The organism is Pantoea sp. S-LA4, assembly GCF_054482835.1.
In genome coordinates this window covers 1,444,589-1,458,986 of record NZ_JBTLRC010000002.1, presented here as the reverse complement: position 1 = coordinate 1,458,986, position 14,398 = coordinate 1,444,589, and the positions used below count along the sequence as shown (strand labels likewise).

General features: G+C 55.9%; 15 protein-coding genes. 11 read left to right on the top strand and 4 right to left on the bottom strand.

Annotation, left to right across the window (positions count from 1 at the left end):
- Position 1: 1 nt before the first annotated feature.
- On the bottom strand, positions 2–1,930 hold the full coding sequence (gene thrS, locus ACX3P5_RS07650; RefSeq protein WP_233984485.1) for a threonine--tRNA ligase: 1,929 nt from the start codon (positions 1,928–1,930) through the stop codon (positions 2–4).
- A gap of 247 nt (positions 1,931–2,177) precedes the next feature.
- A complete protein-coding gene (locus ACX3P5_RS07645) occupies positions 2,178–2,939 on the bottom strand; it encodes a DUF481 domain-containing protein (RefSeq protein ID WP_233984486.1) in 762 nt (253 codons plus the stop codon).
- A 351-nt stretch (positions 2,940–3,290) separates the two neighbouring features.
- Between ACX3P5_RS07645 and ghoS the strand changes: the two genes are divergently transcribed.
- Both ghoS and ACX3P5_RS07635 read left to right on the top strand, forming a co-directional pair.
- Entirely contained in the window at positions 3,291–3,611 is a 321-nt protein-coding gene (gene ghoS / locus ACX3P5_RS07640) for a type V toxin-antitoxin system endoribonuclease antitoxin GhoS (protein WP_233988189.1), read from the top strand.
- A gap of 78 nt (positions 3,612–3,689) precedes the next feature.
- The gene (locus ACX3P5_RS07635) at positions 3,690–4,583 is read left to right on the top strand and encodes a fructosamine kinase family protein (protein WP_233984487.1); all 894 of its coding nucleotides are present in this window, start codon (positions 3,690–3,692) and stop codon (positions 4,581–4,583) included.
- 5 nt (positions 4,584–4,588) lie between these two features.
- Here ACX3P5_RS07635 and ACX3P5_RS07630 read toward each other — a convergent pair whose 3' ends face one another.
- Positions 4,589–5,125, bottom strand: a complete 537-nt coding sequence (locus ACX3P5_RS07630; RefSeq protein WP_233984488.1) for a YniB family protein — start codon at positions 5,123–5,125, stop codon at positions 4,589–4,591.
- A gap of 144 nt (positions 5,126–5,269) precedes the next feature.
- Here ACX3P5_RS07630 and hxpB point away from each other — a divergent pair, with 144 nt between their 5' ends.
- The 6 genes from hxpB to ACX3P5_RS07600 all read left to right on the top strand — a co-directional run bounded on the left by hxpB (position 5,270) and on the right by ACX3P5_RS07600 (position 10,577).
- Positions 5,270–5,938: a hexitol phosphatase HxpB gene (gene hxpB / locus ACX3P5_RS07625; RefSeq protein WP_336755091.1), complete on the top strand. Its 669-nt coding sequence runs from the start codon at positions 5,270–5,272 to the stop codon at positions 5,936–5,938.
- A gap of 173 nt (positions 5,939–6,111) precedes the next feature.
- A complete protein-coding gene (kduI, locus tag ACX3P5_RS07620) occupies positions 6,112–6,948 on the top strand; it encodes a 5-dehydro-4-deoxy-D-glucuronate isomerase (protein ID WP_233984490.1) in 837 nt (278 codons plus the stop codon).
- Positions 6,949–6,964: 16 nt separating this feature from the next.
- On the top strand, positions 6,965–7,726 hold the full coding sequence (gene kduD / locus ACX3P5_RS07615; protein ID WP_233984491.1) for a 2-dehydro-3-deoxy-D-gluconate 5-dehydrogenase KduD: 762 nt from the start codon (positions 6,965–6,967) through the stop codon (positions 7,724–7,726).
- 143 nt (positions 7,727–7,869) lie between these two features.
- Positions 7,870–8,460 carry a metal-dependent hydrolase gene (locus ACX3P5_RS07610; RefSeq protein WP_233984492.1) on the top strand — a complete coding sequence of 197 codons (591 nt, stop codon included), beginning with the start codon at positions 7,870–7,872 and terminating at the stop codon, positions 8,458–8,460.
- Between the two features lie 152 nt (positions 8,461–8,612).
- The gene (locus ACX3P5_RS07605) at positions 8,613–10,004 is read left to right on the top strand and encodes an L-cystine transporter (RefSeq protein WP_233984493.1); all 1,392 of its coding nucleotides are present in this window, start codon (positions 8,613–8,615) and stop codon (positions 10,002–10,004) included.
- A 198-nt stretch (positions 10,005–10,202) separates the two neighbouring features.
- Positions 10,203–10,577, top strand: coding sequence for a DUF6515 family protein (locus tag ACX3P5_RS07600; protein ID WP_458968507.1), 375 nt, complete (start codon positions 10,203–10,205; stop codon positions 10,575–10,577).
- Positions 10,578–10,652: 75 nt separating this feature from the next.
- Here the strand turns inward: ACX3P5_RS07600 and osmE are convergent, their stop codons facing one another.
- The gene (gene osmE / locus ACX3P5_RS07595; protein WP_003848350.1) at positions 10,653–10,988 is read right to left on the bottom strand and encodes an osmotically-inducible lipoprotein OsmE; all 336 of its coding nucleotides are present in this window, start codon (positions 10,986–10,988) and stop codon (positions 10,653–10,655) included.
- Between the two features lie 302 nt (positions 10,989–11,290).
- Between osmE and ACX3P5_RS07590 the strand changes: the two genes are divergently transcribed.
- From ACX3P5_RS07590 to yddG, 3 genes are all read left to right on the top strand, one after another.
- The gene (locus tag ACX3P5_RS07590; RefSeq protein ID WP_233984495.1) at positions 11,291–12,493 is read left to right on the top strand and encodes a multidrug effflux MFS transporter; all 1,203 of its coding nucleotides are present in this window, start codon (positions 11,291–11,293) and stop codon (positions 12,491–12,493) included.
- 118 nt (positions 12,494–12,611) lie between these two features.
- Positions 12,612–13,436, top strand: a complete 825-nt coding sequence (nadE, locus tag ACX3P5_RS07585) for an ammonia-dependent NAD(+) synthetase (RefSeq protein WP_458968506.1) — start codon at positions 12,612–12,614, stop codon at positions 13,434–13,436.
- 62 nt (positions 13,437–13,498) lie between these two features.
- Positions 13,499–14,389, top strand: a complete 891-nt coding sequence (gene yddG / locus ACX3P5_RS07580; RefSeq protein WP_336755087.1) for an aromatic amino acid DMT transporter YddG — start codon at positions 13,499–13,501, stop codon at positions 14,387–14,389.
- Positions 14,390–14,398: the final 9 nt, after the last annotated feature.

The following is a 14,398-nucleotide window of genomic DNA, read 5'->3' as shown; positions in this document are numbered from 1 at the left end:
TTTATTCCTCCAATTGGTGAAGATTTCGGCTGCGAATCTCTTGTTGAAGTTTCTCAACAAACACATCGACATCCAGCGACCCAAGGTCTTTACCACGGCGGGTGCGAACGGCAACTTTGCCAGATTCCACCTCTTTATCACCACAGACCAGCATATAAGGGACGCGACGTAATGTGTGCTCGCGGATTTTAAAGCCTATCTTCTCATTTCTCAAGTCTGCCTTCACACGAATGCCAGCATTCTGCAGCTTACGCGTCAAAGACTCAACATATTCTGCTTGTCCATCGGTAATATTCATTACCACGACTTGCAGCGGTGCCAGCCAGGTTGGGAAAAAACCGGCGAATTCTTCGGTAAGAATACCGATGAAACGCTCCATTGACCCCAGAATCGCACGGTGAATCATCACTGGCGTCTGACGATCGTTGTTTTCACCCACGTAGGTTGCCTCAAGGCGTTTTGGCAGGGAAAAGTCTAGCTGAACGGTTCCGCACTGCCAGGCGCGATCAAGACAATCGTACAATGTGAACTCAATTTTAGGACCGTAGAACGCACCTTCGCCTGGCTGGAACTCAAACTCAATATTGTTTTCGTTCAGCGCGGCCGCCAGATCTTCCTCGGCACGATCCCACATCTCATCCGTGCCGATACGCTTCTCAGGACGGGTAGATAACTTCACCACAATCTTTTCAAAGCCGAAGGTGCTGTACATGTCATAGACCATGCGGATACAGCTGTTCACTTCGTCACGTACCTGCTCTTCAGTACAGAAGACGTGTGCGTCATCCTGGGTAAAGCCACGAACGCGCATCAGACCGTGCAAGGCACCTGATGGCTCGTTACGGTGACAACTACCAAACTCGGCCATACGCAGCGGCAGGTCACGGTATGATTTCAGACCCTGATTAAAGATCTGTACATGGCCTGGGCAGTTCATCGGCTTGATGCAATATTCACGGTTCTCTGAAGAGGTAGTGAACATCGCTTCTTTGTAGTTTTCCCAGTGTCCGGTTTTTTCCCACAACACGCGATCCATCATAAATGGACCTTTGACTTCCTGGTACTGATACTCTTTCAGCTTGCTGCGGACAAACACTTCCAGCTCGCGGAAAATGGTCCAGCCGTCATTATGCCAGAAGACCATGCCTGGCGCTTCTTCCTGCATGTGGTAGAGGTCAAGCTGCTTACCAATCTTACGATGGTCGCGCTTCGCCGCCTCTTCCAGGCGCTGCAGATAGGCTGCCAGTTGTTTCTTGTCTGCCCATGCGGTGCCATAAATACGCTGCAGCATTTTATTGTTGCTGTCGCCACGCCAGTAGGCGCCGGAGATTTTCTGCAGCTTAAAATGATGACAGAAACGCATGTTCGGCACGTGCGGACCGCGGCACATGTCGACATATTCTTCGTGATGATACAAGCCAGGCTGATCATCATGACTGATATTTTCATCCAGGATGGTGGTCTTGTAGACTTCACCACGCGCGGCGAAGACATCGCGCGCTTCCTGCCAGCTGACTTTTTTCTTAACGACGTCATAGTTGGTTTCAGCCAACTGGTGCATGCGTTTTTCCAGCAGGTCGATATCTTCCTGGGTCAGGGTGCGATCGATATCAACATCATAATAGAAGCCGTTATCAATCACCGGGCCGATCGCCATTTTAGTGTCCGGCCACAGCTGCTTAATCGCATGCCCTAACAGGTGCGCGCAGGAGTGACGAATAATCTCCAGGCCCGCTTCATCTTTGGCCGTGATGATCGCAACGGCAGCATCTTCAGTGATGGGATCGACAGCATCAACCAGTTCACCATTGACGCGACCTGCGATGCAGGCTTTTGCTAATCCCGGGCCGATGTCCAGCGCGATATCCATAACGCTGACAGGGCGATCAAAAACTCGCTGGCTGCCATCAGGAAGCGTAATTACAGGCATTTCATATCCTTAATTGCAGTGGTAAGCCACACGAAAGCCTACATGCAACGTCGTGTAAATTTAATGACCTGGCGTAATGTCTGACCCACAGTGTCGGAATGTCGCCAGGATTGCAGTGCGGAACAGATGATAGCAGTTTTCCCCGGCGAGAAAAACCCATGCCGTTTTCGCTAAGCCTCGGAGAGATCAAAAAAAAGCGGCCTGACACTTTGTCAGGCCGCCGCAGCTGCTGCGATGGAAAAGCCGCTTACATCGCGTATGAGAGCATGATAGAGGTTTTGGTATCGGTACGATCCGGCGCAGATTCTGGCGGATTGTTGTTCCAGGTGACGTTGTAAGCCAGCTTCAGCGCGAAGTGGCTGTTGATTGCCACCTGCAGGCCGGTTTCTGAGTTGACGGTGGTGTCTTCGCCAAAGCTGCTCAGCACGGAAACGCCCTGCACGAATTTGGTGGTATCGGTCAGCTGCCACTGGTAGCTGATAGCACCGTAGCCCAGCGCTTTCGTTTCGTGGCCGCCATCATGGAAGTCATCGTAGCGTACGCCCGGACCAAATTCCGCGCGCAGTGAATGCACCGGACCGTTCAGGATCTGACGACCATAACCGGCGGTCAGCACGTCGCGGGAATCGTAGCCGTTGAAGCGATCGCTTAACCAGCTAGCCTGACCGAACAGGTAGTCATAGGCGTTGAGGTTATAACGTGAACGGCCGCCGATATTGTAGGTCTCGGACGAGCGCTCATCATTTGAAGAGGTGTTGGCGGCGTTGCCCCACAAACTGTATGCCATCGATGACTGATACCAGGTCATGTTGGTCTGAGCAGTCATGGATGAACTGGTGGTGTTACCGGTTTGCGCCAGGTAACCCGCAGCAGCAGAACCTTCGAACGGTTTTTTCGCCGTGGAAGGGTCATCCATGGAAGTGAATACGGCATTATCGGCCAGTGCCTGGTGGCAAAACGCTCCGGCGGAGAGCAAAAGTACAGCAGACAGCTTGTTAAAGGCTTTCATTAAATGTGATCCGTGCGACAGTTTAAAAAACGGAGAGTCTGAAGCGTTTTGCCCGGCAATCAACGCAATTTACGGTAAGTTTTGTAAAATATTATTAACTCGCTCGAAATGCGTGGTATTGCTCTGAAACCGCATGTTAATTGGGACTCATCTGATTAACGCGGCGCATTATAGTGGTGCGCAATCGAAAATACAGCCGCTGCGCGACAAGATTTTTCAGATCGTTACCGGCTGCGGTTGACAGAATTTTACTTTTCAACCGTGGTTGAGCTTTCATTATCCCCTTCATAATTCGCTCATTTTTTCAGCATGGTCTACGCTCAGTTCAGTTTCTCTACCCTGAGGTGAATGATGAGCAACCATTCTTTAAGCCGTTATATTGTGACGTTGCGCTATCAGGAGTCTGGCTTGAGTGACATTCTTGAGCTGACCGGCGCCATGACCGCCGCCGGATTTACCACCACCCTGACAGATGACGATGGACACCCGCATGAGCTGGGAACCAACAGTTTTGGCATTGTCACTACGCTGGATGAGGAGGATCTCAGAGAGCAGGTGACGTCAGCGGGTGAAAGCGCGCTGGGACAAAAGCCAGAGGTGACCGTGACTCCCTTTGAGCAGTACCTGCGCGACGCAGCCGATCATCGCCCTGCCGCTTCACCTGCAGAATAAAGGGTGCGTCAGCGCTGGTTTTGGTGAAGATTTACGCGCTACAATCGAACTTACGCAGCGAATAACGAGGATAGCCCGATGTGGTCAGCCATTAGTCGTCTGTTAAGCGAGCAGTTAGGCAACGCCGAAATCACTCAACGCCACGCCCTGCCCGGTGGCGATGTCCATCCCGCCTGGCGTATCCGCTACGGTGATCATGACGTCTTTGTGAAATGCAACAGTCGCGAGATGCTGTCGCTGTTTACCTGGGAAGCCGATCAGCTCGCCCTGCTGGCGCGCACCCAGACCGTCACCGTGCCGAAAGTGTACGGTGTCGGGCATCATCGCGAAGAGAGCTTTTTGCTACTGGAATATATCGAGCCGCAGCCGCTTGATCAGCAGAGTGCCTTTCAGCTGGGACAGCAGCTGGCGCATCTGCATCAGTGGAGTGAGCAAACCCAGTTCGGGCTCGACTTCGACAACAATATCACCACCACCCCGCAACCCAATAGCTGGCTACGACGCTGGTCGGTTTTCTTTGCGGAACAACGCATCGGCTGGCAACTGCAGCTGGCGGCGGAAAAAGGCATTCAGTATGGCGACACCGAGCTGATTATTGCCTGTGTGCAGCGGGTGCTGGCATCACATCATCCCCAGCCTTCCCTGTTGCATGGCGATCTCTGGCCCGCTAACTGCGCAGGCAGCGCAGCGGGACCGTGGATTTTCGATCCCGCCTGTTACTGGGGCGACCGGGAATGCGATTTAGCGATGCTAAACTGGTTCCCGGATCTGCCACGCCAGATCTTCGAGGGGTATCACACCGTCTGGCCGCTGCCGGATGGCTTTTCGCAGCGGCAGCCGGTATACCAGCTTTATTATCTGCTAAACCGGGCCAACGTGTTTGGCGGCCACTGGCTGGGCGACGCCCAGTTCGCCATTGGTCAGCTGCTGGATGAAGATGCGCTGGCGGCTCGTCAGGCCAGACCGGCCTGACCGGCTCAGATAAAGCCGAGCAGCGACAGCACGAAGTAGCCAGCGACGGCAATCACTATCGGCAGCACGTAAAGCGGGAAAATTTGCAGGAAAATGGTGTGGCGCGGCACCCGCACCTTCTCTTCCAGCTGCTGACGCGTGCGCCCTTCACTGCCCTTAACCTGCTCCAGAATCATCTGATCCTCAATGCCTTCTTTGACGTGACGCGCCTGACGGCCCATCCGCGCCCCTGACGACTCCAGCGCCAGCCCGACAAAAATCAGAATGTAGATCAGCCAGAAGCCTGGGTTCATCTGGCCGTTAAACTCCGGCACCGGCGAATTATGCCAAAAGAAGTTAAGGAACGGGGTGTTAAACCGGATCATATCGATCATCACATGAACAAAATCGAGCATTACGGCATCAATGCCAGGCTGCTTCTCACTGTGCTTAAACATAAAGCTCAGCACAGAAATAATGGTTGAGAGTAGCGCCAGTAAAAAAATCACCCAGCCAGCCACACGCTTGAGGATGGCGATGCGGCCAGCCTGTTGATAGGTCATGATATCTCCTGAACCCGGAATCCAATTTGCTGTAAGTCTACCTGCCAATGGCGAAATTTCCCAAATAAAGCGTGACGCGCTGCCCGTCGACCCGGGACCGGCTGAACATGCTAAGGTAGACCAAACTGTATAAGGAGACCTCAGATGCCCTATCACCGCCCCGTTCTCGCCGCGCTGTTTGACATGGATGGATTACTGATTGATTCAGAGCCGCTGTGGGACCAGGCTGAAATGGATATTTTTTCCACGCTGGATGTCGACCTCTCTCGTCGCAGCGAAATGCCTGACACTCTGGGCTTACGCATCGATCAGACGGTGCGCATGTGGTACGAAACCCTGCCGTGGCACGGACCCAGCCAGCAGGAGGTGACGCAACGGATCATTGCCCGGGCGATGGCGCTGGTCGAAGAGACGCGTCCGTTGCTGCCCGGCGTTGAGCGCGCGCTGCAACTCTGCCGGGAGCACAACCTGAAAATCGGTCTCGCCTCTGCCTCACCGCTGGCGATGCTGGAACGGGTACTGGAGATATTTAATTTGCGCCACTATTTCGACGTGCTCTCCTCGGCGGAAGCGCTGCCCTACAGCAAACCGCATCCTCAGGTCTATCTCAACGCGGCCAGCAGTCTGGCGATCGATCCGCTGAACTGCGTCACGCTGGAGGACTCCTTCAATGGCATGATTGCCACCAAGGCAGCACGGATGCGTTCAATTGTGGTGCCTGCCGCGGAGCATCGTAACGATCCGCGCTGGTCGCTAGCCGATGTCAGACTGGACGATCTGACCCGTCTCACGCTGGCTGATTTACAAGGCTAATCACTGCCCGCCATCAGGCGGGCAGTTTCAACGCCATCACCGGCTATTGATCTACTCCGCAAATAAATAAAACAACGTTTCATTTTTATTGAATTCATATCCCACTCTGCCTAAGATGCCCGAACAGTCCCTGTTCCGGGGCATGCTTAACCTGATCTGCAGAGAGGCCTGAGATGGACGTTCGTCAAAGCATTCACAGTGATCACGCCAGACAGCTGGACACTGACGCGCTGCGTCGCCAGTTTCTGATTGAGAAGATTTTTACTGCCGATAACTACACCCTGACCTACAGCCATATCGATCGCATCATTATCGGTGGCGTGATGCCGGTGAATAACCCGGTCACCATTGGCGATGAGATGGGCAAACAGCTGGGGGTCAGCTATTTCCTTGAGCGCCGCGAACTGGGCATGATCAACATTGGCGGGCCAGGCCTGGTGGAAGTGGATGGCAAGCGCTGGGAAATCGGCCATGAAGAGGCGCTCTATGTCGGCAAAGGCGCGCGTAATTTAGTATTCAGCAGCCTGAACCCGGCGCAGCCAGCGAAGTTCTACTACAACAGCGCCCCGGCACACGCGACCTTCCCGGATAAAAAAATCACCTTACAGGAAGCGGCTACCGCCACGCTCGGCGATCCCGCCACCTCTAACCGCCGCACCATCAATAAATTTATCGTGCCGGATGTCCTTCCCACCTGTCAGCTCACTATGGGCTTAACCAAACTGGAGGAAGGCAGCCTGTGGAACACCATGCCGTGTCACACCCATGAACGCCGCATGGAGGTTTATTTCTATTTCGACATGAGCGAGGAGAGCGCGGTATTCCACATGATGGGCGAGCCGCAGCAAACCCGTCATCTGCTGGTGCATAACGAGCAGGCGGTGATCTCGCCCAGCTGGTCAATCCATGCGGGTGTTGGTACGCAGCGCTACACCTTTATCTGGGGCATGGTGGGCGAAAATCAGGTCTTTGATGACATGGACCACGTCAAAATCAGCGAACTGCGCTGAGCAGAGGAGAAATATCATGGTACTGAATGCGTTTAGCCTGGAAGGTAAAGTGGCGCTGGTGACCGGCTGTAACACCGGTTTAGGACAAGGTATGGCGCTGGGCCTGGCGCAGGCGGGATGCGACATTGTCGGCGTTAACCGCGACGGTCCGGACGAGACCCAAAGCAAAGTAGAAGCGCTGGGCCGCCGTTTCTGGCCGATACAGGCGGATCTGATGAAAACGGAGGTGGTCGGCTCAGTGGTTGAGCAGGCGCTGGCCGCAGCCGGTAAAATCGACATTCTGGTGAATAACGCCGGGATTATCCGACGCGAGGATGCACTCAATTTCAGCGAACAGGACTGGGATGATGTGATGAATCTCAACAGCAAAAGTCTGTTCTTTCTGTCACAGCAGGTTGCCCGGCAGTTTATTGCCCAGGGTAACGGCGGCAAGATCATTAACATCGCGTCGATGCTCTCCTTCCAGGGCGGGATTCGCGTTCCGTCTTACACCGCGTCAAAAAGTGCCGTGATGGGGCTGACCCGTCTGATGGCCAACGAGTGGGCGAAGCATGGCATTAACGTTAACGCCATTGCGCCCGGCTACATGGCGACCAATAACACCGAACAGTTACGCAGCGACGAGGCACGCAGCGAAGAGATACTTGGCCGTATTCCGGCAGGTCGCTGGGGCGTGCCGGATGACATGATGGGGCCGGTGGTGTTCCTCGCGTCCGCCGCGTCTGACTATGTTAATGGCTATACGCTGGCGGTAGATGGCGGCTGGCTGGCACGCTGATCAATCTGGCGGGCAATGCGCGATGCTTGTCCGCCTTTAATGCGTAATTATTAACGCTTCGTTACAGCGTCACATGTTCTCATTCACTGGATAAATCCCTATACTGGATGCATCGACAGTTTTCTTTGCAGCCAGGTTCCATCATGACGGCCGAGGGCCATATCATTTTCGCCATTGCGAGCGCCATATTTGCCAAACGTGCTGAACTTACGCCAGTGCTGGCGCAGGCAGACTGGTGGCATCTCGTTCCATCAGCCTTGCTGACCTGCCTGTTACCCGACATCGATCACCCGAAGTCGGTGCTGGGACAGCGGCTGCGCTGGCTCTCTCATCCGATTGCGCGCGCCTTTGGTCATCGCGGCTTTACCCACAGTTTGCTGGCGGTCGCCGCCGGGCTGTGGCTGTTCCAGATCAATCTGCCCAAAGAGTCCCCGATTCCGGCCGATGTGTTACAGGGGCTGACGCTGGGTTATCTCAGTCATATTGTCGCCGATATGCTGACGCCGGCGGGCGTCCCATTATTGTGGCCCTGCCGCTGGCGCTTCCGTCTCCCTATTCTGAAAAGTCAGAAAGGTAACCAGCTTGAGCGAGCGCTATGCCTCGGACTGGTCGGCTATGCGCTGTGGTTCCCGGTGGGTATGCCTTCGTTTGGTGCAAACGGCTGGCCGGCTCAGCTGTTCGATACCCTGCAAAACGGTGTTGGCCGGCTCATTTCCAGCCAGACTGCGCATTAAACCAACAAATTCAGGCAATAAGTTATAAAGCATTCCATTTGGATATAAGGTCTGCACCCTCTCCTGCTGCTAACATTCCCGCAGTCTTAATTCGTGATTAACATTATGCGGTTTTCCCGACGCGGAAAGCCGCATTACTCTGGAGTTTCAGTATGGACCTTCCCTTAACGCTTAACCTCGTCGCCTTTGTGGTGCTGCTGGTGTTGCTCTCGCGCTTTAGCCGCAACAACTGGAGCCTGTCAAAGAAAGTGCTGACCGGTCTGGTGATCGGCGTGCTGTTTGGCCTGGTGCTGCAGCTGATTTACGGTGAAAACAGCGCGGTGGTTAAAACTTCCATCAGCTGGTTTAACATCGTCGGTAATGGCTATGTTCAGCTGCTGCAGATGGTGGTGATGCCGCTGGTGTTTGTTTCAATTCTGAGTGCGGTTGCCCGGCTGCATAACGCCTCCTCGCTGGGTAAAATCAGCGTACTGACCATCGGCGTGCTGCTGTTCACCACCGCTATCTCCGCGCTGGTCGGCGTATTTGTCACCGGCCTGTTTGGTCTGAGCGCTGAAGGTCTGGTGCAGGGCGTGCAGGAAACGGCGCGTCTGAGCGCCATTCAGAGCAACTACGTCGGTAAGGTCGCTGACCTGAGCGTGCCGCAGCTGGTGCTCTCCTTTATTCCGAAAAATCCGTTTGCCGATCTCACCGGCGCTAACCCGACGTCGATCATCAGCGTCGTCATCTTCGCGGCCTTCCTCGGTGTGGCCGCGCTGCAACTGCTGAAAGATGATGAAGTCAAAGGTCAGCGTGTGCTGGTCGCGATCGACACGCTGCAGTCGTGGGTGATGAAGCTGGTTCGTTTAGTGATGAAGCTGACCCCCTACGGCGTGCTGGCCCTGATGACCAAAGTGGTGGCCGGTTCGAATCTGCAGGACATCATCAAACTGGGAAGCTTCGTGGTTGCCTCTTATCTTGGCCTGGCGATTATGTTTGGCGTCCACGCGCTGCTGCTGTCGGTGAACGGCATTAACCCGATGCGTTTCTTCCGCAAAGTGTGGCCGGTGATTACCTTCGCCTTTACCAGCCGCTCCAGCGCCGCCAGCATTCCGCTGAGCGTCGAGACGCAGACCCGTCGCCTTGGCGTACCGGAGTCGATTGCCAGCTTCTCGGCCTCTTTCGGTGCCACGATTGGTCAGAATGGCTGTGCCGGACTCTATCCGACCATGCTGGCGGTGATGGTTGCGCCAACCGTCGGCATCAATCCGTTTGACCCGCTGTGGATCGCCACGCTGGTCGGGATTGTAACGCTGAGCTCTGCCGGCGTGGCCGGTGTCGGTGGCGGTGCTACGTTTGCCGCGCTGATTGTGCTGCCCGCGATGGGCCTGCCAGTGACGCTGGTCGCACTGCTGATCTCCATCGAACCGCTGATCGATATGGGCCGTACCGCGCTGAACGTCAATGGCTCAATGACGGCCGGTTCCCTGACCAGCCGCTGGTTAGGTCTGACCGATAAGCGCGTGCTGGAAAGCGATGAACACGCCGAACTGGCACATCGTTAATCCAGGTTAAACCTGGCGCGCCTGCGCCAGGTTCTCTTCTCCTCTCCCGCCTTCCTCTCTCCATAATTACCCCGCTTGATGGCGACGTCGTTAAGAAAGCGTTAAGCGTGGTAAACAGGCGAAAATTCGCCGCTTTAGCGCTTGTCATTAGCCGGTAAAAAGCCAATTCTGCGTGGAGTCTTATGAGGAGAATGCCCGATGAAAAAAGTTATCGCCTCACTGCTGGCGTTAACCCTGTTAACCCCGGCTATCGCTTTTGCCCATCCCGGCGAATGGGGCCCACACGGCGGTCCTGGTCCTCACTGGGGCGGCCCCGGTCCGGTGCGCTTCCTGCCTGAAGCCGCCACGGCAGTACTGATTGGCGGCCTGACTTACTACCTGCTTAACGGTAATTACTATCAGCGCCACGGCGAGGAGTATGTGGTGGTGGAGCCACCTGAAGAGCGCCGCGTCAGCGACGATATGCGGGTACTGGACTTCAACGGTAAACGCTTCTATGTCCAGCAGGGACACTACTATCAGCGCCAGATCGATGGCGACTACGTCGAGGTTCCGCGCCCGGCAGGGTTATAAGCCGCACCAAAACGAAAAACGGCCCGTCGTCTGACGGGCCGCTTATTATTCAATTGGGGCTTTACAGCGTATAACTTACTGCTGAACCTGCGGATCGGTATCGTATTCCGCACAGCTCTGGAAGCCGTAGTTCATTACGCGACCGGTATCGTTATAGCTCACGAAGTAGGTCTGTGCTTTGCCATCACGCTGGCCCAGAACGTAGGTCTGGCAGGTGCCGCGCGCGTGAACCATGGTGATCTCGGTTGACGGTGCGCCAGCGATCTGACGAACCTGGTCACGGGTCATCCCTTTTTTAACATCTTTCACCACCGGCTTGGTGACGTAGCTTTCAGCGCGGTCGTAAGTCGTACAACCAGACAGTGCAGCCAGCGTCAGCGCCGCAGCGATACATCCCATCACTTTATTCATCTTGTTGTTCCTCATTTATTGTCCATGTGCAGACAAGCCTGGAACATAAATTCAGGTTTATCAAGTTTATGGCGAACTTTTAATGCACTGACAACCGTCAGGATTTCTTAAAGAAGGCTGTTTTGCTGTCAACGGGCACGTATAATCAGCGCCAAAAAAACGGCGCCTCTCGCGGCAACAACCCATCTGCCGAGTGCAGTTTGCCATCACCGGCAGTGCCAGGACCGGCTCCGGCATCCGTGACCGCCTGTGAAGGCGTTGTCTGCCTGCTGTTCACCCATCGCTTCAGATACTGAGAATAAATGACACCTGTACATTCCAACCGGCTGGTTTATGCCATTACGCTGGGCCTGCTGGCCGCACTCGGCCCGCTGTGTATCGATCTCTACCTGCCCGCGCTGCCCCAGCTGGCGCGTGACCTGCAAACCGAAACCGCCACGGCACAGCTTAGCCTGACCGCCGGATTACTCGGCCTGGGTGCCGGTCAGCTGGTGTTTGGTCCGATGAGCGACAAATTTGGGCGTCTGCGGCCGCTGGCGCTGTCACTGGTGCTGTTGTTTATCGCCTCGATCGGCTGTGCGCTGGCGCAGGATATTCATCAGCTACTGCTGGCCCGTCTGTTTGAAGGCTTAGCCGGCGCGGGCGGTGCAGTGTTATCACGCGCCATCGCTCGTGATATGTACAGCGGTCACGAACTGACCCGCTTCTTTGCGCTGCTGATGCTGGTCAATGGCCTGGCCCCGATCGCCGCACCGGTACTTGGCGGCGTGCTGATGACGGTGCTTAACTGGCGCGGCATTTTTGTGGTGCTCGGCTGCATTGCCCTGCTGCTGATTTTGCTGGCGCGCTGGAAACTGCATGAAACTCTGCCCGATGCGCGACGCAGTAAAGGTTCCATTTTCTCCGCCTACGCAGCGCTGGGACAGGTGGTGACTCATCGTCCTTTCATGGGCTTCTGTCTGACGCAGGGCTTTATGATGTCCGGGATGTTTGCCTATATCGGCGCTTCACCGTTTGTGCTGCAGCAAATCTACGGACTCTCGCCGCAGGCGTTTAGCTTCTGCTTTGCCGCCAACGGTGTCGGGCTGGTGATCGCCTCGCAGACCAGTGCCCGTCTCTGCCCGCTGTGGGGAGAATATCGGGTGCTGAAAGGTGGACTGACGCTGGCCTTTGTTGCCTCCAGCCTGCTGCTGCTGGCCGCGCTAACGCAGGCGCCGTTACCGCTGCTGCTGGTGGCGCTGTTCTTTACCATTGCCAGTAACGGGGTGATCGCGACGACGGCCTCCTCACTGGCGATGCAGAGCCAGGGCCATCGCGCCGGTAGCGCCTCGGCAGTGATTGGCGTCACCATGTTCACCCTGGGCGCTATCACCGTGCCGATTACCGGCATTGGCGGCACCTCGGTGCTGAGCATGACCGCTACCATTTTTGGCTGCTTTATGCTGGCGATCCTGATGTTCATTGTGCTGGCCAAAAAACCGCAGCCGCAGGTGAAAACTGTCTGATTTCGCAACGGTTAACTGAAATCGACTGCCGCTTTGGCTTGTTGTTTTCGCTGAGGCACGTTAGCTTTAATAAAACGTTCGCATCGAGCCGACGGGCCACTGACCTGAGGAGAAGTTCATGTCACTGCAGCAGGAAATCATTGAAGCACTGGGCGTTAAGCCTACTATCGACGCCGATCACGAAGTGCGCGTTAGCGTCGATTTTCTTAAAGCCTATCTGAAGCGGCACAGCGCCATTAAGACGCTGGTGCTGGGGATCAGCGGCGGTCAGGACTCGACCCTCGCAGGCAAGCTGGCGCAGATGGCGATCGGCGAACTGCGCGAAGAGAGCGGCGATAATGACTACAGGTTTATCGCGGTACGCCTGCCCTACGGCGTGCAGGCCGATGAGCAGGATTGCCAGGACGCGCTGGCATTTATCCAGCCCGATCGCTCGCTGGTGGTCAATATTAAAGAATCGGTGCTGGCCAGTGAGCGGGCGCTGCAGGCGGCCGGCATTACACTGTCTGACTTCGTGCGCGGCAATGAAAAAGCGCGTGAGCGTATGAAAGCCCAGTACAGTATCGCCGGTATGACCAAAGGCGTGGTGGTGGGTACCGACCATGCGGCTGAAGCGGTCACCGGATTCTTCACCAAATATGGTGATGGCGGTACCGACATTAATCCGCTGTTCCGTCTTAACAAACGCCAGGGCAAGCAACTGCTGAAGCAGCTCGGCTGCCCGGAACATCTCTACCTGAAGAAACCCACAGCTGACCTGGAAGACGATCGTCCCGGCCTGCAGGATGAAGTGGCGCTGGGCGTAACCTACGAGATGATTGATGACTATCTGGAAGGCAAAACCATCGACCCGGATAACGCGAAAATCATTGAAGGCTGGTATCAGAAAACTGAGCACAAACGTCGCCCACCGATTACCGTATTCGACGACTTCTGGAAGTAAACCCGTCCCTCCCTTGCTGCGGCAAGGGAGGCTTTCTCCTGCCTCATCCCGTTGATAGCGACATGCCTGCTACTGTGACACGCGCCACCCTGATCGGTCTGATCGCCATTCTGCTCTGGAGCACCACGGTTGGCCTGCTGCGCAGCGTCAGTGAAGCCTTTGGCGCGACCGGCGGTGCGGCCCTGATCTATACCACCACCGCCCTGCTGCTCTGCATTACTCGCGGTTTGCCCAGACCCGGCGCGATGCCCGCCGCGTACTTAGCCATCGGCGGTGCGCTGTTTGTCGGCTATGAAATCTGTCTGGCGCTGGCGATTGGGCTGGCCAGCGATCGCAGCCAGTCGCTGGAGCTGGGCATGATCAACTATCTCTGGCCCTGCCTGACGGTGGTGCTGGCGATCCCGTTTAACCAGCAGCGCTTTCGCCTGTGGCTGTGGCCGGGACTGGCGCTTTCTCTGCTGGGCATTGTCTGGGTGATGAAGGCCAACGGCGGCGGCTCGCCCGCCCTGATGTGGCAGAACCTGTTGCGTAACCCAACGGCTTACACGCTGGCGTTTATCGCCGCCATAACCTGGGCGCTCTACAACAATATCACCCGTCGCTATGCCCGCGGCGCGAATGGTGTCACGCTATTTTTTATCCTCACCGCGCTGGCGCTGTGGGTCAAAACCTTGCTGAGTGCACCAGCGGCACCGATGCAATTCGCGCTGCTGCCGCTGCTGGAAGTATTCTTTGTCGGGGCGTCGACCGCTATCGCCTACTCCGCCTGGAATCACGGTATTCAGCACGGCAATCTGACACTGCTGGCCACCGCCTCCTACTTCACACCGGTTTTTTCCGCCCTGCTGGCCTCACTGTGGCTGGGCCTGACGCCGCCGCTGGCCTTCTGGCAAGGCGTGGCGATGATCACGCTCGGTTCGCTGATCTGCTGGCTGGCGACGCGGCGTCTTTGATCGGCTGGC